General features: G+C 44.4%; 20 protein-coding genes. 9 read left to right on the top strand and 11 right to left on the bottom strand.

The features are described from left to right. Window positions 1-16 precede the first annotated feature (16 nt). From A3K86_RS02300 to A3K86_RS02325, 6 genes are all read right to left on the bottom strand, one after another. Window positions 17-748: a DUF3581 domain-containing protein gene (locus tag A3K86_RS02300; RefSeq protein WP_068327081.1), complete on the bottom strand. Its 732-nt coding sequence runs from the start codon at window positions 746-748 to the stop codon at window positions 17-19. An 860-nt stretch (window positions 749-1,608) separates the two neighbouring features. Continuing rightward, complete coding sequence (locus A3K86_RS02305) at window positions 1,609-3,378, bottom strand: bifunctional molybdopterin-guanine dinucleotide biosynthesis adaptor protein MobB/molybdopterin molybdotransferase MoeA (RefSeq protein ID WP_068327084.1); 1,770 nt, start codon at window positions 3,376-3,378, stop codon at window positions 1,609-1,611. Beyond that, a complete protein-coding gene (gene mobA / locus A3K86_RS02310; protein ID WP_068327087.1) occupies window positions 3,365-3,958 on the bottom strand; it encodes a molybdenum cofactor guanylyltransferase MobA in 594 nt (197 codons plus the stop codon). Before mobA ends, A3K86_RS02305 begins: the two co-directional genes overlap by 14 nt. Continuing rightward, window positions 3,945-4,649: an ABC transporter ATP-binding protein gene (locus A3K86_RS02315; protein ID WP_068327089.1), complete on the bottom strand. Its 705-nt coding sequence runs from the start codon at window positions 4,647-4,649 to the stop codon at window positions 3,945-3,947. Before A3K86_RS02315 ends, mobA begins: the two co-directional genes overlap by 14 nt. A 15-nt stretch (window positions 4,650-4,664) precedes the next feature. After that, entirely contained in the window at window positions 4,665-5,366 is a 702-nt protein-coding gene (locus A3K86_RS02320) for an ABC transporter permease (protein ID WP_068327092.1), read from the bottom strand. Next, complete coding sequence (locus A3K86_RS02325) at window positions 5,366-6,178, bottom strand: ABC transporter substrate-binding protein (RefSeq protein WP_068327095.1); 813 nt, start codon at window positions 6,176-6,178, stop codon at window positions 5,366-5,368. Before A3K86_RS02325 ends, A3K86_RS02320 begins: the two co-directional genes overlap by 1 nt. 265 nt (window positions 6,179-6,443) lie before the next feature. Between A3K86_RS02325 and A3K86_RS02330 the strand changes: the two genes are divergently transcribed. From A3K86_RS02330 to A3K86_RS02340, 3 genes are all read left to right on the top strand, one after another. Further along, on the top strand, window positions 6,444-7,913 hold the full coding sequence (locus tag A3K86_RS02330) for a sigma-54-dependent transcriptional regulator (RefSeq protein ID WP_068327098.1): 1,470 nt from the start codon (window positions 6,444-6,446) through the stop codon (window positions 7,911-7,913). 14 nt (window positions 7,914-7,927) lie between these two features. Beyond that, window positions 7,928-9,982, top strand: a complete 2,055-nt coding sequence (locus A3K86_RS02335) for a sensor histidine kinase (RefSeq protein ID WP_068327101.1) — start codon at window positions 7,928-7,930, stop codon at window positions 9,980-9,982. A 416-nt stretch (window positions 9,983-10,398) separates the two neighbouring features. Then, entirely contained in the window at window positions 10,399-10,743 is a 345-nt protein-coding gene (locus tag A3K86_RS02340) for a hypothetical protein (protein WP_068327104.1), read from the top strand. Here the strand turns inward: A3K86_RS02340 and A3K86_RS02345 are convergent. Further along, on the bottom strand, window positions 10,740-11,918 hold the full coding sequence (locus A3K86_RS02345) for a transglycosylase SLT domain-containing protein (protein ID WP_162844298.1): 1,179 nt from the start codon (window positions 11,916-11,918) through the stop codon (window positions 10,740-10,742). The two genes, A3K86_RS02340 and A3K86_RS02345, sit on opposite strands and share 4 nt — an antisense overlap. A gap of 272 nt (window positions 11,919-12,190) precedes the next feature. On the opposite strand from A3K86_RS02345, the gene A3K86_RS02350 reads away from it, so the two are divergent. The 6 genes from A3K86_RS02350 (at window position 12,191) to A3K86_RS02375 (ending at window position 16,397) form a co-directional block, all read left to right on the top strand. After that, on the top strand, window positions 12,191-12,733 hold the full coding sequence (locus A3K86_RS02350; protein ID WP_068327112.1) for a lecithin retinol acyltransferase family protein: 543 nt from the start codon (window positions 12,191-12,193) through the stop codon (window positions 12,731-12,733). A 232-nt stretch (window positions 12,734-12,965) separates the two neighbouring features. Beyond that, window positions 12,966-13,238 carry a polyhydroxyalkanoic acid system family protein gene (locus tag A3K86_RS02355; protein WP_232321893.1) on the top strand — a complete coding sequence of 91 codons (273 nt, stop codon included), beginning with the start codon at window positions 12,966-12,968 and terminating at the stop codon, window positions 13,236-13,238. Between the two features lie 285 nt (window positions 13,239-13,523). Beyond that, window positions 13,524-14,141, top strand: a complete 618-nt coding sequence (locus tag A3K86_RS02360; protein ID WP_068327118.1) for a phasin-related domain-containing protein — start codon at window positions 13,524-13,526, stop codon at window positions 14,139-14,141. 79 nt (window positions 14,142-14,220) lie between these two features. Beyond that, entirely contained in the window at window positions 14,221-14,580 is a 360-nt protein-coding gene (locus A3K86_RS02365; protein WP_068327121.1) for a phasin-related domain-containing protein, read from the top strand. A gap of 391 nt (window positions 14,581-14,971) precedes the next feature. Beyond that, on the top strand, window positions 14,972-15,907 hold the full coding sequence (locus A3K86_RS02370) for an alpha/beta hydrolase (protein WP_068327124.1): 936 nt from the start codon (window positions 14,972-14,974) through the stop codon (window positions 15,905-15,907). 136 nt (window positions 15,908-16,043) lie between these two features. Then, complete coding sequence (locus A3K86_RS02375) at window positions 16,044-16,397, top strand: YajD family HNH nuclease (protein ID WP_068327127.1); 354 nt, start codon at window positions 16,044-16,046, stop codon at window positions 16,395-16,397. A gap of 94 nt (window positions 16,398-16,491) precedes the next feature. On the opposite strand, the gene A3K86_RS02380 is transcribed toward A3K86_RS02375, so the two are convergent. The 4 genes from A3K86_RS02380 to A3K86_RS02395 all read right to left on the bottom strand — a co-directional run bounded on the left by A3K86_RS02380 (window position 16,492) and on the right by A3K86_RS02395 (window position 22,852). After that, complete coding sequence (locus tag A3K86_RS02380; protein ID WP_068327130.1) at window positions 16,492-17,085, bottom strand: FMN-dependent NADH-azoreductase; 594 nt, start codon at window positions 17,083-17,085, stop codon at window positions 16,492-16,494. Between the two features lie 402 nt (window positions 17,086-17,487). Next, entirely contained in the window at window positions 17,488-18,918 is a 1,431-nt protein-coding gene (gene rsmF / locus A3K86_RS02385; RefSeq protein ID WP_068327133.1) for a 16S rRNA (cytosine(1407)-C(5))-methyltransferase RsmF, read from the bottom strand. Between the two features lie 132 nt (window positions 18,919-19,050). Then, on the bottom strand, window positions 19,051-21,675 hold the full coding sequence (locus tag A3K86_RS02390; protein ID WP_068327136.1) for an MlaD family protein: 2,625 nt from the start codon (window positions 21,673-21,675) through the stop codon (window positions 19,051-19,053). Then, window positions 21,656-22,852, bottom strand: a complete 1,197-nt coding sequence (locus tag A3K86_RS02395) for a paraquat-inducible protein A (protein WP_068327139.1) — start codon at window positions 22,850-22,852, stop codon at window positions 21,656-21,658. Before A3K86_RS02395 ends, A3K86_RS02390 begins: the two co-directional genes overlap by 20 nt. Window positions 22,853-22,876: the final 24 nt, after the last annotated feature.

Here is a 22,876-nt window from a genome sequence, read left to right on the forward strand (position 1 = left end):
TCAAGCAGCTGCTTTATTAAGCTGCTTGTTCTTCTGCTGCGATAGCACTGAATTGCACTTTACGATCATTGAAACGGTTTACTAGATCGTCAATGTCGTCTTGGCAGTATGGTTTTAAACCACTCATTACCATGCGCTTACGACCTGTACCTACAACTTCCCCGTTTTCTTTAAAGCAGAATTTCAGGGTAACGCTACCACGTTTGCCATCGACATCAATATCAGAGCCTGTTAACTCAACACTTGGGTTAGTGAGGTCTAAGCGTTCGAAATCCAGTTCCATGCTCTCGTAGATCACAAGAGGGCGAATAGGGTTGATCATGATTTGCTTCGATTCCATCAAAGGCACCATGATGTGTGGGAAGTTCATACCAGAAAACTGAACATAGCTTTTTGTAACTTGTTCAATTAATGCTTGGTTATGAGTGGCTTCACCGCTACGAGTGATATGAAGGTATTCTTTACCGTTACCATCAACCATAGATTGGTCGTTATCTGATTTGGTATCGATGGTAAGCGCAATACCATCGTTGATCATGCCTGCAAATTCAAAGCGCATCTTTTGGCTTAGGCCAGCTTTCGCAAGCACAACAGAGAATAATAGATCGCCTGGAACACAGAAGCGTTTGTTATCTTCATCGTGAATAGGGTTAAAGTCGCCAGCAATACGTTTTGCAAAGTGGCTTGCTTGTTGGCGTGAGAATGAAAACTCGCCATTCTGCTCTGAAAAGTACGAATCTAAAAACATGCTTAACTTATGAAAACCTTCGTTCAATTAACTACGGGGTATTGTACCTGAGTTTTTTCATATTAATGGTCTAGCCACTTAGCTTAGCGAGCCTTGCCCAGAAATCCATACACAAATTCGGCATAACTATTCTTTTTGCTATCAGGGTGAGTGGTGTTTTTCGCTATTAAATTTTGAATTTATTGGCGATTAATTTGAATTTCACTGCATTTAGGTAGTACTTATCACCATTTGGATAAGAAAACCTAGTGAATAAGATTGGTAGGTCTAATGAGGGAGTAAAATCGGCGTACTTTAAAGGTATAGAGTACTGATTAAGCTTTGGTGTTCTAAGTTAATTGGTGACGAAAAATTGCTAAAAAGGCATGCTTATGGAAAAGGTGTCAACATGGGTACATATTTAACATTACCTCTGGTGATAAATTAAACACGCTGGCGGGTATTTGATTGAAATTGGAACGTGCGAATAACTATATCTAATTTATAAACAGTGATTAAATTTATTAAGTGCAACTCGTGGAATAATTATGTATTATCTGCCGCACAATAAAAACAGACACTTAAAAAATTCGGCTAGGTTACTTTGTTCAAGCAACTCAAAAAGTACAATTACGTATAAGTAACCTTCTTCTAAACGTGTAGAAGCCCAGGAACTAAAAAAGTAGCACGGAAGCTACAAACAAAAAAAGCACTCAACAAGCGACTAAGGTCGCTTGTTGAGTGCAAAAATATAAATCAGGCTTATTAATCGCCATTCGGTAAGCACAATTTTTCAACCGAGCTTACTTTCAATATTCCGTGTTACAAGAACTAGGTACTAATTACTTAGTACCTAATTTAAGTTTTGGGCTTACTACTGTTTAAATACGGCCCATAAGTGGTATCACACGAACCTTCCCACCTTCATCAACGTTTGGCTGTTCAGGTAAGATTTCGATCAGACAGTTCGCTTCACTCATAGAACGTAAAATACCTGAGCCTTGCTGTCCTGTAGAACGCACGGTGAGCTTACCATTGGCATCAAACGAGAAGATACCACGACTGTATTCGGTACGACCTGGACGAGAACGTAGCTTCTCTGTTGCAATTGCAGTGTAAACGGTTGGTTCCCAGGCTGCGCCTTGCATTTTACGAAGAGCAGGCTCGACAAATTGCAAGAAAGCCACCATCACGGCAACAGGGTTACCCGGCAGACCAAAGAATGGTGTTTGCTGGATTTGACCAAAAGCAAGTGGACGACCCGGACGCATGTTAATACGCCAGAAGTTAATCTCACCTAATTTATCCAGTATCGTCTTGATGTAATCTGCATCACCAACAGAAACGCCACCAGAAGAAAGGATCATATCTGCCTGTTGGCTTGCTTCACTTAATGTACGCTCAAGTGATGCTTCGCTGTCTTCAATAATGCCGAAATCAATCACTTCACAACCTAGCTTGGTCAGCATGGCGCGAAGAGTGAAGCGGTTAGAATCGTAGATACAGTTTTCTTTTTGTGCTTCGCCCGGCTGCTGAACTTCATCACCCGTTGAGAAAATCGCAACTTTTAGTGGGGTAGTGATTGTTAGTTCGTTTAAACCCAGTGAGGCAATCATGCCAAGCTCTGGTGCTGTTACTGTACTACCCGCAGCAATTGCGACTTGTCCAAACGCCAGATCTTCACCTGCTTGGCGAACGTTTTGACCTTTCTTAATACCGAACTTACCTGTGTCAAAACGAACTTGGTCGCCTTCTTGAGTAGCTTGCTCACGCATGATCACCGTATCGGCATTTTGCGGCACAGGCGCACCAGTCATAATGCGAACGGCTTGACCTTTTTCAAGCGGTTGATCGTAACTGTGCCCCGCCATGACTTGCGCGACAACTTGGTACGATTCATTTTCGGTATCATCACCACGGATCGCGTAACCATCCATCGCAGAGTTAGTGTGTTGCGGTACGTTTACCGGTGACAAAATGTCTTGTGCGACAATTTGACCAAGGGCATCGTTAAGTGACACGGTTTGCTGTGATTGCGCTTGAGTAATTTGTGCCAGAATCTTTTCACGACCTTGGGCTACCGATAGCATGCCGCTGTTATCTACGTCACTACAATCCATGCTTGGTTTTGAAAGTTCACCTTTGGCAAAGCTCACTACAAAGTCAGTGATTTGATCAAGGTTGTTGATGTCCATTTGAGGCAGCTGGGTTTCAGCTGGCACATTGGCAGCAACCGCAATGATATTGCTGTCTTCAGGATGTAACCAAGGTTTGCCCACTTCTTGGCGGTGAAGCTCAATCTTCGGGAAGTCGAGTTTTTTGAAGCCTTCTACCAAGATCAAATCCAATTCGGTTTGGTCTAGTTGAGCAATCAAGTGAGGTAGGTTCGCTTCTTCTTCCGGTGTTTCCGTAACTAGTGCGCGACGGTAACGAGAAGAGATCAGCATTTGTGACGCACCAGCTTTACGTAAGCGGTAACTGTCTTTACCTTCTTGGTCGATATCAAAGTTGTGGTGGGCGTGTTTGATGACGGCTACACGAATACCACGCTTAACCAGCTTAGGCAGCATAGCTTCTAGCAATGTTGTTTTACCCGTGCCGCTAAATGCAGCAAAGCCTAGTAGTGGTAGCGCGGCGTTAATTTGACTCATGTTGTTTCCCAAATTGTTGGAGTTCTTCAGGCGTATTGAGATTGACGAACGCATTTGGTTGATCAGAAAAATCGACAGTGATCATATTGCATTGACGGTAAAGCAAAATGATTTTGCGATCACCGTTAGCTAAGAATGCTTCAAGCTTAGGCAGAATGCGGCGATGGAGTAGGGTCACGACAGGTTGAATATGGTCACCATCGTGCGCCACCGCGATATCTGTGTTTTCGTCGCAAGCTGCTGCCATGCGGCTAACTAAATCTCGAGGTAATTGTGGGCAATCACAAGGAACAAAGCCAATCCATTCATTGTCGATGGCATGAAGGGCAGCGTGCATGCCACCAAGTGGCCCTGGGTAATCTTGAATTTGATCGCCAAATACAGTGCCGAACGCTTGGTATTTGTCGTGATTGCGATTGGCATTGATGGTGATCTGAGATGTTTGTGGTTCGAGGATGTCGATTACATGCTCGATCATAGTGCGGTTGTTGAGTTGAACCAGTCCTTTATCATTGCCGCCCATTCGGCTGGCTTGTCCGCCAGCCAAAATGACCCAGCTTGTCTGTTCAGGCAAAGGCATAGTGGTTTTTGTCCTCATTGACGAGTTGTAAATCAGCTCGTTCTACTAATTTATTTTGCGAAATAGTCCAGTGACGACGACAAAGCTGTGTTAGCGCATTTCGCTGGTGGCTGGTGATCACCAAGCTGGCGCCACGCTCCAGTAAATCTTCGGCCAGTAATACTTGGCGTTCGATAGATTCAGCATCAAGGCTAGCGCTGGATTCATCCATCAACAGCACGCTAGGCTTCAGTACCCACGCACGTGCCATAGCAACACGTTGGCGTTCACCGCCAGATAGCACAGAAATATGTTCGTCGGCTAAGGTTTCTAAACCAACCAAACGAAGGGCATTAATCACCTCGTTGCGTTGGCTTTGACGATCTGTAAAACAATATTTAAGACCGTAGCGTACATTATCAAAAACAGTGCCATCAAACATATATGGCGTTTGATGCATGTAGATAACGCCACCGTCGCGTTGACCACGAAAAAAACGCGATGCCCAGTTTTGGTGGTGGAGGTTAACGTGCCCTGTTGTGGGCTTTTGTAGGCCTGAAAGGATTTTTAACAAAGTGGTTTTGCCTACACCGTTATCACCGCTCAGGTAGATCGCTTCTTGCGGGCCGATGTTGAGTTGAGGAATGTGAAACAGCATGCGATCCTTGAATCGCATTGAAAGATCATCTGCCTGAATGGAAATTTGAGACATTACCTGATCCTCAACTTAGTTAGTGCGCAAGTGGGCTTTGCCACGTGCAACTGATAAAAAGAAGTTTAGACCGAGTGCCAATAATAACAGCACAATCCCCAGGGCGACGCCTTGGGCAAACGCACCTTTCGAGCTTTCCAATGCAATAGCGGTCGGAATATTACGGGTCGCATTTAAGATGTTACCACCTACCATCATCGAACAGCCCACTTCAGTGATAATACGACTAAAGGCAGCAATAACAGCAGCAAACAACGGGAAGCGACTTTCCCACATCAAACTTAAAAATGCACGCGGTAAACTAGCGCCTAAAGTAATGGCTGTTTCCCATGCGCGGCGATCACTGTTTTGGAACGCTGCGTGCATCATAGAGACCAAGATAGGGAAACAAATTAGGATTTGTCCCAATATCATGGCTTGCTGTGTGAACAGCATTTTCCAGTCACCCAATGGGCCGGCGCGCGATAATAGCATATAAAGCAGCAAACCAATCACCACGGTAGGGATCGACTGAAAAGTATTAAATAGCGACAAAATGAACCATCGCCCCGGAAACTTACTGTAGGCGAGGGCGAAGCCAATAAGCAAAGATGGCAACAGCACAATGGCAATTGCCAGCAAAGATACAGAAAATGAAACACCTACAATGCTCCACAGGGCGCTATCGCCACTGAGGAGCAGTTGTACGGCTTCTTGGGTAGTAAGCCAAAGATCCATTATTGAGTAACAGCGTCAGCAACAAATAGTTGCTCTCCGTGACGTTTGTAACCATTGATAAGCGCTTGCGCTTTCGGGTTTACCAACCAATCACTAAACACTTTTGCACCTTGGTAGTTGATGTCAGGGTAACGGCTTGGGTTCACCAAAATAACTTGGTAAGGGTTGAATAGACGTTTGTCGCCTTGAACAAGAATAGATAGATCCAGTTTGTTTTGGTAAGCCAACCAAGTACCACGGTCAGTCATGGTGTACGCTTGAAGCTCGGACGCCATGTTTAACGTTGGGCCCATACCTTGACCTACTGCTTTGTAACCACCGAAGTTTGGCTCGATCTTAGCTTGTTTCCAAAGGTTTAGCTCTTTCTTGTGGGTACCAGAATCATCACCACGAGAAACGAAAGTTGCCTTGTAGCTTACAATGTTGCTAAACGCTTTTGTCACGTCTTTCATTTCATTGATTTTAGCAGGGTCAGCTTTAGGACCCACAACAACAAAATCGTTGTACATCAGTTTACGAGGTAGAACACCGTAGCCTTCGTCTACAAATTTTGCTTCTGCTTTAGGTGCGTGGGTCATTACTAGGTCTACGTCGCCATTTTGACCCATGCGTAGTGATTTACCTGTACCTGCTGCTAATACTTCAACGCTGTAGCCAGTATCCTTTTTGAATTCTGGAAGAAGGTAATCTAGCAGACCAGAGTGGTAAGTACTGGTTGTTGTTGCTAGACGGATCTTCATGTCATCAGCAGCTTGTGCAGCTGCTGCTGTTGCGAGAGAAAGGATAACTAACGTTGCTTTTAATAGTTTCATAGGTCTTCCTGACGAAATGTCATAAATGAGTACTAATTATTGCTAACACAATAAAGCTGCAATGTGTCGCACTATAAGCAATAGCAATGCCAACTTGAAAAAGAAAATTTATTCAAGAGCCAGAATCTACATAAACAAATGATTTAAAACAATATAATCACTGTGTAATTTTCGCTGTTGAAATACTTTGTTTAAGTTTTTTGACAAAACTGTATTCGGTGAGACAAAATGTCTCACTCTCCGAAAAGCAAAGAATATAAGAATTATGTCAGAATTTCCGTCTACGTCACTTTGGACTGCCGTTTCAGTACTGGTTGTTGATGATGAACCGGGCATGCGCGCCATTTTAAAGAAAGCATTGAGCAAAAAATTTGCCCAAGTCGAAGTGGCTGGCAGCATTGAAGAAGCGGAAGAGTTGCGGAAACGCTGTCATTTTGATCTGCTGATTGTCGACATTAATTTACCGGGGCGTTCTGGTATTGAGTGGCATGAAGCATTTGATCCTTCTACTCGTCGTAGCGACGTGATCTTTATGACGGGTTATGCCGATTTAGATACTGCGATCAAAGCGCTACGAGCTGGCGCATCAGACTTTATCCTAAAGCCGTTTAACCTTGAGCAAATGATGCAATCGGTCAGCCGCTGCATTGAGCGTCGCTTGGTTGAACGCCAAAATTTTGCGCTGCAACGCGATGTTGAGCGTACTTATCCGATCGATATTATCGGTGATGCCGCTTCTACCCAGCGAATGAAAACCTTGATTGCCCAAGTTGCACCTTCGCAGGCTGCCGTTTTGGTAGAAGGTGAATCGGGTACAGGTAAAGAGCTTGTTGCTCGTGCATTGCACCAACTCAGTGATCGAACGGGTCCTTTTGTCCCACTTAACTGTGGCGCGATTGCCCCAGACCTTTTAGAAAGTGAGCTATTTGGTCACGTATCAGGTGCGTTTACGGGAGCCAAGAAAGGGCGTGAAGGCTTATTCCGCGTTGCCAATAATGGCACCTTGTTCCTTGATGAGATTGGTGAAATGCCACTATCGATGCAATCGTCATTACTGCGCGCATTAGAGCAAAAGGCGATTCGTCCTGTTGGTGCTGAGCGAGAAGTGCAAGTTGATGTACGTATCGTAGCGGCGACTAACCGTAATTTGAAAGAAGAAGTGGAAGAAGGGCGTTTCCGTCGCGACTTATATTACCGCCTTAACGTTTTGACCATTGATCTACCTGCGTTACGCGATCGCCTTGATGATATTCCAACCTTGGCTCACCACTTCACCCAAATGCTTGCCAAAGAGTTGGGCATGAAAGCGATGAGCTGGACCCATGAAGATATTCAAGCGATGCAGAGTTACGACTGGCCGGGTAACATTCGTGAGCTACGTAATATGATGGAGCGCTGTATTTTATTAGGTAAGCCACCAGCAGATTACTGGCGAGAGTTACAAGGCGATGCCGAGCCTTTACCACGAAAAGCACAACCTCAAGCGATGAGCGATGACACCGCTGCCGTTTTAAGCGAAGACGATAAACGTCCATGCCGCTGTCATGAGGAAGGCGAGGGCGAGCAATATTGCTACCCAAGCGATTGGACACTTAAAGACGTTGAAAAAGCACATATCTTACAAGTGGTTGAATCGCATGGCGGTAATAAGTCGGCTGCTGCACGCCAACTTGGCGTTGCGCGCAAAACCCTTGAACGTAAATTCAAAGACTGGGCTGAAGAAGGCGTGCTGTGATAGCGAGTGATCCCATGAATATCAGACAGTTTATTGTAATGTGGGTGCGACGCTTTCGTACTATGGTGCGCTATCGCCTGTTAGTGCTGACGTCAGTACCTATCATTATCACTTTGCTCGCCTTAATCGCGCTGACCATGTATTGGACGGTGATGTACACCTGGCAAAATGCGTTGAAAAATGTACGCGCGGATTTAGCGGTAGCCCATCATAGTATGGAGCTATTGCAACACGAGCAGCGTATGCAGCTTGGCTCGTTGGCATCATCTTATGAGTTTCAACATCGCTTGCGCACCGATGAAGCCAATTTAAGTGAATGGGTTAACGGGCAAGCCAAGCGCTATGGTTTGAATTTTGTGGTGCTGCATCCTGCATCGGCGTTAGGGGAATTCTCCAAATCAAGCCGTCGTCTCTTGCTTCAAGGCAAAGAACAAACCTTTTTCCAAGTGCTCAATGAGCGTGCGCTCGAAAATCTCAATCGAGATTTACCCGCCAAAGCGCACATTCCTTTATTGAGTGAGCACAAGGTTGAAACACGTGGTTTAGTGAGCCGCAGCTTATTTCCTATTTTTAACGAGCATGGTGAGCTGCAATGGATCGTAGATGGCGGCATGTTGCTAAATAACAGCACCTTGTTGGTTGATAGAATCCGCGATCTTGTTTATGCCTCCAATACTTTGCCAGAAGGTAGTATTGGAACCGTCACTCTGTTTATGGACGATATTCGGGTAAGTACCAACGTACCGCTAGATAGTGAAAGCTTGAACGGACGAGCAATTGGTACCCGTGTCTCTGAAGATGTGCGCGAAACCGTATTGGAACAAGGGCAGAGTTGGTTTAATCGTGCTTACGTTTACGACGATTGGTATGTCTCGGCTTATGAGCCGCTGCGCGATCATAACAATGCGATTATCGGCATGCTCTACACGGGTTACCTTGAGTGGCCAATGATCAAAGTTTACCTAACCAATATCGTTGAACTTGGTGTGGGTATTGTCATTGTATTGCTACTGTCTGGCTTGGTGGTTTACCGAGGGGCAAAAGATCTGTTTCAACCAATCGAGAAAATTCACCAAGTGGTCAAAGCGGTTCAGTTAGGCTTAGAGCGCCGTATTGGCGGGCTAGGTCTTAGCCAAGATCACGAACTGCAAATCTTGGGTAAACAGTTTGACTCTATGCTGGATCAGCTAGAGAGCCGTAACGAGGTCATTAAGCAAGCGTCACTAGAGCTCGAAGATAAAGTTGCTGAACGTACCCAAAGTCTGCATGAGAAAACAGAAGAGTTAGAGCAACATATTAAGTTGCTCAACCATGCGCGGAGTAAGTTAGTACAAAGTGAGAAGCTAGCCGCCCTTGGTGAATTAACCGCGGGGATCGCCCATGAAATCAATAATCCAACCGCGGTGATTTTAGGTAATGTTGAGTTATTGCAGTTTGAGCTAGAAGGCGATGCTGAACGTGTAAAAGAAGAACTTGATGCGATTCACGAGCAGATTGATCGTATTCGTAATATTACCCGAAGTTTACTGCAATATAGCCGTCAGGGTGGGGTGCAAGATGAGGTGACATGGCATCACTTAAATCCGCTGGTGGAAGAAAGCTTAACTCTGGTACGAACAGGTACTAAGAAGCAAGACGTGTTCATTGAGGCGGAACTCAATGCTAAGTGCCGAGTTGAAATTAACCGTCATCAGCTGTTGCAAGTATTGGTTAATCTTCAGATGAATGGCGTTCATGCGATGGACGACAAAGGCTTACTTCATGTAAAAACCGAAGATTGGCTTAATGAGCAAGGTGAAGCTATTGGGGCTGTTGTTCATATTACTGATCACGGTTGTGGAATTGCAGAAGATAAAGTTGATCGTATTTTCGACCCATTTTATACCACGCGCCGTAGCGGCACAGGGCTTGGTCTATCGGTTAGCCAAGGCATTGTTACTGAAATCGGTGGAGAAATTACGGTTGAGTCCAAAGTTGGGATTGGTAGTACTTTCTCGGTTTACCTCCCGGAAAAAGCGACGTCAAATATGGTTGAAATTGCTGAAACAGATCCTGAACTAGAGAGTTAAGTTTCAGAAAAGTAATAACAATTAGCATAATTAAAAGGCATGGTGCAAACCATGCTTTTTTTATGCTGTTTCATTAAATATGAATGGATCAGAAATTGATTCTGGGTGAAATAAACGAAATGTAAAATCATGAAGACGCTGGAACTAGATTCAAAAAATACTGAAACACGCGTTACATCAAAATTAAACCTGCGACTAGAAAAGCAGAAGCAATAAAGGTCACTTTTCCGATAATGCCCATCTCGGTAGGATCAATCAATTCGTTGTGCTGCATGGCATCTCTCCTTATTGTTAGTGTTCTCTATTAATCATAGACAGCACACTGATATTTAGGATTATTTTTCAGACTTTTTTTAGCAAATCTGTATTTTTTTGTGGCTATACTTATGAAAAGCCACAAGGAAGGGCATATATCAATGAAATTGTTGTTTTTAATTTTAGGGACTTTATTACAAGGCTTGGCTTTGTATGTTGCATTTTATCTTGAAGCCGATTGGAATATATATTTAGCAACAATGATCTCAGCGTTTGGTCTTTGTACTTTAGTTGGTGTTCGTAGCTTGATTGCACCAGCTTGTTTGATGGCTGGGATCATGATTGGTCTTTCACTCTCCCATAACGAAGTCGATGTACAGCTGCTCCATCAAATGGAACAAACTGCACAAGCATACTCAGACGATAAAATCTCGTTGTCAGAAATCAGCGCTTATTTCGATAAAATTGCCTACTCCCGACTTTCGGTTCAAAACGAAGTTAATTAGTTGGTCGTAATTGGCACAATAAGCTGCTGACCTGCAGTGATAAAGGAACTTGGCAAATCATTCAATTGGCGTAATAAGGTCACCGTTGTGTTATTGAGTTGGGCGATTTCGTATAAGGAATCGCCCGCTTTGATCTTATGGATCTGATAACGGTGCTTAGTATAACGAGTACCTTTGCTGTTAAAGAATGTCGCTAAAGCTTGGCGTGGTAAAAGTAGCTGATTATCTCGTCCTTTTACGGTGTAGCCACCAGTGTAGCCAGGATTTAGTGCGTACAAAATTTTGCTATCAACTCCTGCGTCTTTTGCAATCTGTTTTAACTTAACGCGTTTGTTGACAACCACTTCGTTAACGACAGGCGTAGGCGCAATGGTTTTAAGTGTTAATCCGTAATTGTTAGGGTGCTTAATGATGGAAGACATGGCTAACAATTTCGGTACATAGAGTCGCGTTTCTTTGGGGAGTTGTAGCGACCAAAAATCAGTGGGTTTACCTGCGGCTTTATTTTTCTTTATCGCATTACGCACTCGGCCTTCCCCTGTATTGTAGGCCGCAATCGCGTGTAACCAATTACCGTTAAATTTCGCGTGTAGGTATTCCAATAAATCGAGCGCAGCTTGGGTTGAAGTGACGATATCACGGCGCCCGTCATATCCCTGCCAATACTTCAAACCAAATGTTTTACCCGTTGGGCGAGTAATTTGCCATAAACCTGCCGCGCCTTGATTTGAGTAAGCATACTGATCAAATGAGCTTTCAATGAAGGGCAGTAAAGCGATTTCCGTGGGTAAGTTTCGTGCTTCGACTTGCTCATAAATATAAAACAAGAATGGCTTAGCGCGTTCGGTTACTGTGACCACATGTTCCGGTTTATTGATAAACCATTTACGGTAATAGCGAATGCGTCGGTTATTGGGAACGGGCATTGTTAAATTTGCTGCGAGCTTATCCCACATATCGTATTGATGCTTTGCCAGCGTGCTGTGAACGTCATAACGGTGGGAATGAAACAAATCCGTGTTGTAGAGGTAGTGCGGAAGATCGCCTGTTGCAATGTAACTACCTTCGAACTGACTTGAGGCTATTTGGCACTTTTTATTATGGGCTGATGCCACATATAAAGGAGGCTGTTGATTGATGGCGTTTTCTATTTCAGCTTGGCTAAAAGTAGGCACGGTCTGACACCCAAATAGCAAGCTCATTATAAAAGCACAAATGATCACATGCCTATGCGGGTTGTTCATTAACATCATTTGCCACCAATACTTATTTAGAATAGTGATAAAATTATTAACAGGATTAAGTTGCCTCGCTATTGGATTTGTTTGTGTTTCTTATAATTCCAAAGATTGAGACACATTTGCACTATTGCACCAAGCCCAGTGAAGAGGCGGTATGCGAATTATTGGTATAGGCTTTTACTCGATAGATAAATGAAAGGCAAATTATGGCTTCTAATGTTTACCCTGTTGGTACTGTCCTAAAAATTCGTTGTTCGACATATTGGCATTATGGAATGTCAGATGGTGTGGGAGGGGTAATACATAACTCTAAAAAAAGGCGAAGAGTACAATTTGATACCATTGAAGAGTTTTGTGAAGGTCGTGACATAGTTGTGAGCACAATCACAAGTGATGATCCCCAAGCCGCTTTTAATTATGCGAAAAACTTTATTGGTATGCGTTACAACATTTTTTCACAGAACTGCGAACAGTTTGTGCGTCAGGCGCATGGTTTGCCTGTCGAGTGTACTCAGTTTCAGCGTTTACTCGTACTAATGCTCGGTGGCTATTTATTGTTTGGTGAGCAAAATCGTTATATTAAAGTCGCAGGTGCTGGCATGTTAGCTGGGAGTTTATTAGCGCCTGCTGAGAAAAGACCTTATCGGCGTGCGATGAAAGGCGCCGTCATAGCTGCTGGTGGTGCGTTGTGGTTATCGTCGATAGCCCGTGGAATACTGCGCCGGAGCCTTATTTCTAAATCACCGTAATCATGGTATTTGTGTTTACTCCTTTCTTTTGGATTTTAATTGCAGTTATAGGAAATTATGCGTACAAATTAAAGAGATCGGATCTGTGACACAGAAAAAGAGTAAACAACTTTGTAGGGTATAAAATTAAAGTAAATATTCTAGATTAGAGTTACCCCTATCACTGAGTGCCATTAAATTCTATCGGCAATCATTTGATGGGTCTCAACACCACGTAGGAATGGAAGCCACCGTGACAATATACATCCAACGCGAACACGACCACCAATTTGATCATATTGCCGCCTTGTCTGAAAGTATTGCCGAAGAACTTGCTGAGGAATACGGTATCCGCTGGGGCTGGAAAGACGAAAAGTTGGAAATTAGACACTCTTCTGCTCGCGGCTTTATGCTTGCTGAAGAGGGCATGATAACCATAGAGCTAAGGCTGGGCTTCGCAGCCAGTTTGTTTTCATCATCTATTGAAGCCAGCATCTTGGAACGGCTTGATCAGCTCTTAAACTAATGAACATCTTGAGAGAAGCGCTACGGCGCTTTTCTTGTATTGGGTGTTCATCAATATAGGTGCCTTGTTATCTTGCTATCAAGCCGTTTAGGTTACGGTAGAAAAATCAGTACAAATCCTCCCTCAAATCCCCACTTTGCCAGTAAGTTCTAATAGTTTGATCTGGCGCACAATAAACTTGAGATTTAGTAAGAAGACTCTAATTGAAATTCTTATTCTGTAATTAAGCAGTCAGGGGTAAGTCACCAGCTGACAAGGTTATTTTCGAGTAAGGAGAGCACAATAATGGGCATCTTTAGACGGACGTCAGACAAGCCAAGCAAGGAAAACAGTCCTATGCGTGATGCTATGGTCTACAACATTTGGTTAGCTGGCTTAGGCGCTTACGCAAAAAGTGCCGATGAGGTAAATCAGCTTTCTGATAAAGGCAAAAGCCTGTTCGATGAACTGATTGAACGTGGTCGTGAAGTTGAAGCGAATACTAAAGAGCGTGTTCACACTGCACGAAGCGAAACAACAGTGGCTATCGAAGAGCGTGTACACCAAGTTGTTCAAAAACTGATTGGTATCGACAACGAGCGCTTAGATCAAGTTGATGACAAGATTGATCAGTTAACTGAGAGCATCGAAAAATTGTTGGAGCGCCGCCAAGCAGCGCCAAAAAAGGTACCAGCTAAAAAAGCAGAAGCGAAAAAGCCTGCGGCAAAAACAACGCGTAAACCTAGCGTAGCACGCCGTAAGCCAGCTAAAGCTGCTGAACCAAAAGCAGCGCCAGCACCAGCTCCAAAAGCTGAAGCAAAACCAGCACCACAGGTAGCAGCTCGTCCGGTAGTGGCAAGCACACCAGACAAACCTGAAGTAAAACCGGCTCCAGCACCTAAAGCTGATGTGAAGCCAGTATAAGTGTGAACTCTAAAGCAGTGGCAGCTTGCTTTGGTATTGATTAACCAAGATCCAGCGTATAACGCAGGGGGATAGTAATATGATCGATAAAACAGTAGTGAAAGCGGCTAAAAACGTCGTAGAAAGCGGGGAAGGGGTAGCGCGTAATATCTGGCTAGCAGGCTTAGGTTTATACAGCCGCACCCTTGAAGAAGCACAACAACTTAACGAAAAAACCAACGTGGTGTTCGATGAGCTAGTTGAGCGCGGTAAAGAAGTTGAAACCGAAGCGAAAGAATGCATCGGTAAGAATGCTGAAAAAGCAACTGATGAAGTTGAAGCCGGCATGAACGACTTGTTCTACCGTCTAAGCGGTGTTGACCGTGAAAAACTAGAACGCATGGATGAGAAAATCGACAAGCTTACAGAAGCTGTCGAAAAGTTGGCAGAAGCTCAGTAACTGCCAGCTGAGGCAGCACAGCTTAGAGCGCTAGGGCATCTGGCGCTCATGCCAGCCAAGTTGTTGCTGTCTTTTCCTAACGTGACAGCGACGTTAGGAGTTCGGGGGCACGTGAGCCATGCATGTGCCCCTTTTTTGTATCAAGTTTGCTCATATTGACAAAGGGCGTACAAACGAGGATACCGCAACACTGGACGTAGCATGTTGCTGACTAAATAGCTGGTGGCATAAGTAAAAATTGTCGGTCATGTAACGATTTTATGACATCTATTTGCTTAATTTTGTCATAAGTCTTTGAGCTGTGATTGACCAACTGAGTAATAAGCTTCTACGTTTATATCAGAGTTGTTTCATTTTGGAGCAGGTTGATAGCGAACGAAAGGTGGTGATTATGGATAGTTGGCGTAATCGTGCATTCAATAAATTGCTCTATCGCGTCATGCGACAACGACTTGCGCGTTGTACCTCAACGCTCGAAATGCGTGAGCTGATATTGAGTATTGATAACTACGGTGCATTAATCTCTACGCCAAAGCAAATGGACGTGACACCCACAAAATTTGCTAATGTGGCTTGTGACTGGGTGAATATGCCGCAAAGTAGCGGTAACAAAATCATTGTGTATTTTCATGGTGGTGGCTTTTGTTTTTATAGCCCGAACATTCACAATGCCTTCTTAGCGCGTGTCGCGCAGCAAACGCGTAGTCGCGGTTTAATGGTAAATTACAGTTTATCCCCGGAAAAACCTTACCCAGCGGCTCCCGATGAGTGCTTCGCGGTTTATCAGGCGCTATTGGTGAAAGGGTATTTACCTCAAAATATCATTCTTGCCGGTGACTCAGCAGGTGGAAATCTTGCGTTAACGACTTTATTGCGCTTACGTGATGCAAAAATGCCTATGCCAGCTGGTATCGTATTGTTATCGCCCGTTACAGATATGGCAGTAACGGGGGAATCAGCCTTCACTAAGAGTAAAGACGATCCTTTTTTCGATTTAAGTAGTTTGTTGCTAATGCGCAATAACTATTTAGGTAATCATAACCCTTGTGATCCGGATATCTCCCCTTATTACGCTGAACTACATGGTTTACCGCCATGCTTTGTTACAGCAGGAACAGAAGAGCTATTGATGGATGATGCTATTCGTCTTGCAGAGAAAATGAGTGCACAGGGTGGCGACGTAACATTGAACATTGTGAAAGGGGTGCCGCACGTTTATCCCTTGTTCTATCAATTAAGTGAGTCGCGAGATGCGATTAAATTGATATCGGAATTTATCAATAAAGCCTATAAATGTAGTGACACCGTCACAAAACAGGCGAGCTGACAGCTAAGAGTGGGAGTTGGCTCGCAATAATTTGTGATGGAATTTATGCTCATCCCCACATTTTGTAGGGCTAAGCCTGTGCGCGACGGAAATTGAAGGGTATATTTACCTTAGTGATAGTTGTATGAGTTGAAAAATGTCATCAGATTTTTACGGCACAAGTGCGGCCTATAAGCGCAAAGAACAAGATTACCGTGAGAAAGCCCTGAAATTGTACCCTTGGGTATGTGGTCGTTGTTCGCGTGAGTTTGTTTATTCAAATTTGCGTGAATTGACAGTTCACCATGTGGATCATGACCATACTAACAACCCTGAAGACGGTAGTAATTGGGAGTTGTTGTGTTTGTTTTGTCACGATCATGAACATGAGAAATACACTGAGCATGATCAGCAAATGGGCAGCGTAGTGAAAGCAGGGGAAGATGAGCACGAAGCGGCGACTTTTAACCCTTTTGCGAATTTAAAAGCCATGATGGACCAGAAGAAGTAAATTTACTTTTCTAGCCCTAAAAACGGCTTTCTAAATGGAATAAAAAAAACGAGGCTGCGGGCCTCGTTTTGTCGTATTCAGGGTAGTAGATTTATTAAGCGTTGATCTCTGCCAGTGCTTGTTTTGCGCTATTGAGTGATTGTGATGCCATCTCATCACCCATAGCTAAAGCCTCACCGTAAATGAAGTTCACGTCAGTCATGCCTACAAAGCCCAGCATGTTACGTAAGTAAGGTGTTAGGGTATCGCTTGGTGCATCTTTGTGAATGCCACCACGAGTCGTCACTACGATCACTTTCTTGTCGGTTAGTAAGCCAACAGGGCCTGTTTCTGTGTATGAGAAAGTGACACCTGCACGTGCAATGAGATCGAACCAGTTTTTCAATTGAGTCGGTACCATAAAGTTGTACATTGGCGCAGCCATAATAATGGTATCGCTAGCTTTAATTTCATCAATTAACTGGTCTGAAAGTGCCAATACAGATTGTTGTTCTTCTGAAAGTTGATCGCCACCACGTAAAGCATTGGCAACTTGACCATCCAGCATAGGTAGCGGTGAAGACACTAAATCACGCTCGATAATGGCATCGGTTTTTCCTTCCCACTGGTTTAGTAAGTGGTCAACCAACGCGTTTGATTGTGAGTAGTCGCCGAGAATGCTGGATTTAAGAACAAGAACCTTAGCCATAATGATTTTCCTCTAATGAATTCACATGAGCTGTTTCAATCAGTCTATGTTTGATGAAGTAGTGCTCTGTGCTGATGGCGTTACTATAAGAGTTGGCGAGGTGAAGTAACATCCACAGAAGTTGGTCAACTTGTTCGAAAAAATCGAATGAGAATGTTGAGTTGCGAGGATGTGGCTATAAGCAAGGCAAAAAATAGCCCGAAACGACTCCTGTTTCGGGCTTAGGGGAATGGCTCGTGAGAGCCTTGCGCTAACTGGTTAGTAAATGGAGATCAATTACACTATCAATGTTAGTTCACGCAGTATAATTTACCAGTTTTAGCAATGAGAATCGGATACAGCAGCAAGATTAGGGCTGCTAAATACCAATCACTGGATATTTACCTATTAGATATCAAACTACTAGATATTAAATAGATTAGTATCACGCACCATCTCACGAGGTAGACCATTCTTAATGCGGTTGCCGACCCACTTACCAATACCGATTGGGTAATCACGGTAAATGACGATCACTTCGCCTTTACCGGATAGGTTCTCTGGGCGAATATCACGACCCATAAACCATTCTTTGGCTTGCTCAGCATTCAGTGTAACAGACACGCTTTCATCGCCTTTCGCTAGTGCCATGATGGCTTCGTGCTGCCAGCGGTAGCCTTTCTTATGTTGCTCAGCTAGTTTGATCCCCATACGTTGGAAACGAATTTCTGTCAGCAGTGGGCGCAGGTTTTTCGGGAACAACCAGAGTTCTTTATCACGTACCCAAATGTCGCTGTGCTCTGGAATCGTGATATCCAAGGTTTGTTTAAGGCTTGCAGCAATATCTTTGTGCTCTTTATCGCTAACCATCGAAAACGGAAACTTACCCATGCGTTTTTTTACTTTCGGGGTTTCAACAGAAGCATGCTTGCGAATGCGAGCAACAAAGAAACCTTCGCTATCAAAAATCTGTGGGTAAACGTGGAGGAAACCTTCTTCGGTCGTTGATTGCTGCGCACCGTCGAACAGATCGTTCAGTGGTTCAAATTCAACCGCATCACCGAAGGTCTCTTTTAGGAAATGGCAAACATCCTGGTTTTCAGTGCGATTCAGTGTACAGGTTGAATACACCATTACGCCGCCCGGTTTTAAGGCTTGGAATGCACTGATGATGAGGTTGCGTTGTACTTCCGCAATGTCTTCAATTGAAGATAGTGACCAGTTAGCCATTGCATCTTCATCTTTGCGGATCGCACCTTCGCCAGAACATGGCGCATCAAGCAAGATTGAATCAAAAGATTCAGGAGCCCAGCCACCGAATACACAGCCATCAAAGTGGGTTAGGGAGGCGTTATAAACACCGCAACGTTGCAGATTCGAGTGTAGAACCTTGATACGGCTAGCCGCTAGTTCATTGGCAACTAGCGCACCTTGGTTTTGCATTGCTGCTGCAATTTGAGTTGTTTTTGAACCCGGCGCAGACGCCATATCAAGTACACAATCAAGTTGATCGTTGTCAGCAAGCAGCGCAGTGACTGGCATCATTGAGCTTGCTTCTTGAATGTAGAATAGGCCAGCTAAATGCTCAGCAGTGTTACCTAGCGAGACGGTTTCTTCGTCTTCACGTTCAATCCAAAAACCAGTTTCACACCAAGGTACAGGTGTTAAGGTCCAGTCTTTATCGGCAACACGAGCAAGGAAGTCATCAACACTGATTTTTAAGGTGTTCACTCGAATACTACGGCGAAGCGGCGTTTTACAACACGCGAGGAACTCGTCCATATCGAGGTTAGCAGGCATGGTGCTGCGGATCAGTTCAATGAAGTCTTCAGGGATATAGATTTTAGAATGCAAGGGAGTGTCTCATTAACTGGCGTAATTTGCGGGTGAGTTTAACGTAAATCGGCTAATTAATCGAAGACTCAGAGACAGGAAAAACAAAAAGGAGCACCGAAGCGCTCCTTTCATCTTTAATATGGATTGTGATTAATCACGAGGAATGGCTGTGCGCCACTCTTTCCACTCAGGTTTCGCACTCTTGTTAAGTAAGAAGTGAGTGTTTTGCTTAGCGATAGGGGCTAACGGGTGTTTTTCTGGGGTCGCGAAAGCAATACCGCCTCGGATTAAGCTATCAACTGTGCCGCTATTAACTGTTGCACCCGTGATGCCAATTGAGACATCAAAACCAGATACGTTCCAGAATACGGTGTCCTTACGAACAAGGTGGCTGTACTCCTGTTCAATCTGGGCTTCAATCATGACGCGATCAGAAAGATCACCTAAGCTCACTTTTACTACCTGACCTACCTGAATATCACGGTAGAGCAGTGGTGTTCCTTCGCTAATAGAGTTGCGCTTCTCACTTTCCAGAACCAGAGTGAGGCCAGCGTTAACCAATTCCGCACTACCGAGAGCAAAAGTTTGTTGTTTAATGCCTTTGCCCGGCGTCACAGAAATGTACGAGCTCAATAAGCTATCAAGGTTTTTGGTTTCTGTTAGGCTAAGTTTTGGTTTCACAATCCAGAAGTAGCTTCCTGCACGTGCAATAACATGAGCAAATTTAGGGAATAGACGCGCTTTAATATCAACGCTTTCGCTTTCAAAATCAGGAGTGATCTCGGTTACTTTACCAATCGCAATGCCGTGGTAACGGATTTCCGTTCCTACTGCTAAAGAACGCGCATCTTTCGCTGATAGGTGGATTTCCTGACCAAAGTTGCGTGCTTCGCTAAGGCTTGAGTAAATTTTGAAGCGACCGTTTTGCTTGTTGCTGACACCGTCAATTTCATCAAAGGCGATGCCACCTTTAATCAAAGTCGCCACTGGCGATGCGGTGATTTTCACGCCACCAAGACCAGCTTCTACTTCAACCCCAGAGCGATTCCAGAATACAGTGTTCGCTTTCACAAGGTGACGGTAGCGGTTTTCAATTTTCAGCGATACTGAAATACCCGTTGAGGTTAGGGCGTAGCGAGTAACTTCACCGACTTGAAGATTACGGTATAGCACTGGGCTACCTTCCGAGACTGGCGGTAGTTCATCAGCCACTAAGGTGTAGTTGGCGAACCCTTTGGCATTATCAGAAGCCAGTTGAGCAAGGCTTTCACTTTTATATAGCGGGTACTCTTTAGCGATCTTCTTGCTACCACCACTGGTGAAGCTGATTCCTGTGCTGATCAATTGCTCTGCTGGTGGCAAGCTAACATCTAAGCCTTTGCTACTGATATTGGCTTTGATGCCACCATCAATAAAGAAGCGGCTTGCGGAGCCAATCAGTGAGCGGTATTCCGCCTTAACAATCACATTAAAGCGTACGTTTTGTTTATCTAGGAAAACCTTAGTAACACGACCAACTTCGATACCACGATGAAGGATCTTAGTTCCGCGTTTTACGCCATGGCTGCTGTCAGCGTACAAGCTAAATGTCGCTACGCCTTGCTGGTTTTCTTGTAACTCATCTTGAGTGATGGCTTTGAACTGACGGCTAGGCTGACCTTCACCTGGGATAAGGGTGAGGTAGTTACCACGGATCAAGTTGCCAATGTTTTTCACACCAGTTAGTGATACTTCGGCTTCTTCTAGCAAGATACTAGAGCCTGAAGTTAGTAAATCGCTCATGCTTGGTTCAACAGCGGCATGGGCAATGACTTTGTTACGGTTCTCGTCTAAACGAACATCGGAAATTTGACCGATTTGTAGGCCGCGATAAACTATCGGTGCACCGCCACCGCTAACATTACTGTTTTCTGGTAGTTCGATTTTAATCGCGATACCACGACCTGCGGTATTGAGATCAGGGTAGAGGCGGAACAAGTGATTGGTGTCAATTGGCAGACCTTCGTCGGGTGAGTCAAACGCAATCGCACCTGCAATCATGGCTGATAAGCTTTCGAACTGAACATCAACGCCGTTGAAGTTGATGTTGGCGCTCATGCCACTCACATTCCAGAAGCGACTCTTGTTAGTGACTAAGTTGGCGTATTGTGGCTGGATCAAGACATCAATCAGTACGCGCTTGTTATTTTCGCTCAAGGTGTAGTTGTACACTTCACCGACAGGGATTTTTTTGTAAAACACCTGTGAGCCAATACTGATTGAGCCTAGATCGGGTGCACGTAGCTGAATCGATAAACCTGCGCCGATAGGGGTGTCAGAAGGCTGTGAGTCTAACGCGATGAATTCTTGCGTTGCTTCACCTTCTCCCGGCTGTAGCGCGATGTAGTTACCGGAAACTAATGCATCTAAACCAGAAATACCAGTGATTGACGCTTTAGGTTTCACTAACCAAAAACGGGTGCCTGTATTTAAGGTTTGAACTGCCTCTGGGTAGATATCGGCTTCAACATAGATGCTTTCGAGGTCGTCAGATAAGTTAATGTCACGCACAATACCCACTTCAAGACCTTGATAGCGAATAGTCGTGCGTCCAGCAATTAAACCAGCAGCATCGTTAAAGTGAATTTGGATCCGTTGCCCAGCATCATTAACAGCTTTAAACACCAGCCAACCGGCAAGCGCAAAAGCCAAAATTGGCAGTAACCAAAGTGGGGATATTGACCTGTCACGGCGAATATCGACGGGCTCTGGTTGGTTATTGTTTCCGTTGTTCATAGTTATCCCATATCAAGCGCGAATCTAAGCTTTCAGCGGCCAACATAGTTAGCACCACCACAATACCGAACGACACTGCGCCCGGGCCGGGTGTGAAATCAAGAATTTGTCCTCGGTCGATCAATGCCACCATGATGGAAATAACGAATAAATCCATCATTGACCATTTACCAATCCATTGAATGATGCGGTAAAGGTGCATACGTTGGCGGTGATAAACACGACGTTTGAACTGAATACAAAGCAGGATGTAGGCAAGCCCTAAAATTTTAGCGACTGGCACTACGATACTGGCAATGAAAATAATGGCGGCAATGCCCGGCATACCCGTTTTCACAAGGTGTGCAACACCTGAAAAGATGGTGTCTTCAGCACGTTTACCATTATTTAAGAAAATAGAAATCGCGAACAAGTTAGCCGGGAAGATAAAAATCGTCGCTGAAATCAAGTATGCCCACGTTTTTTGGATTGAGTTCGGCATTCTTGAATGAAGCGCTGCATTACAACGTTTGCAGTGGCTACCTTCTTCTTGGCTTAAATGACAACTATGGCAATGATAGGCGAGTGCATTTGGCTCATGGTTGGTTTCTGGTTGCCATGCTTCCCAATAGCGGTTAGGGCTGATTCGGGTGATCAGTAATAGCATCAAGATTTGTAAGATCACCAAGCTGATCAAGCCTGGACCAATATAAATATCAGCGTAATCTTGCACTTTGAAGCAAGAAATCCCCAAGCTCACCAAAAATACTTCGTACATTGCCCAATGTTTAAGATGCTGGATGATCCACATTGAGGTTTTGAACAGCTTAAAGTGACGAATTTTCAAACCTAACTGTGCGGTAAGAACGGCACAACTGACGAGCAGAGGCGCGATAGTGCTACAGAATAAGATCAGAAAAGCGACCGCAGGAAATTCAGGCGCAAGGGTGAAAGTACCCGCAGGCAGTGTAGCTGGGATCATTTGTCCGAATAAACGGATGGTGATCATCGGGTAAATATGAGCAGGTAAAAAGAGAATTAAGCAAGCAAGTGCGAGCGCAAATTCGCCGCTGAAACGGATAAAACCACCACGGTAGAGTCGGGTGTTGCAACGAGGGCAGTAGGCGCTTTGATGACGTAATGCCACTTGAGGCATCACGGGCAAATCGCAACCTGGGCAGAGGCGAGCCGTCGACATGGGGTGGTTAATCCTTTAAAAAAT

The organism is Photobacterium jeanii, assembly GCF_001650345.1.
Classification (GTDB): Bacteria; Pseudomonadota; Gammaproteobacteria; order Enterobacterales; family Vibrionaceae; genus Photobacterium; species Photobacterium jeanii.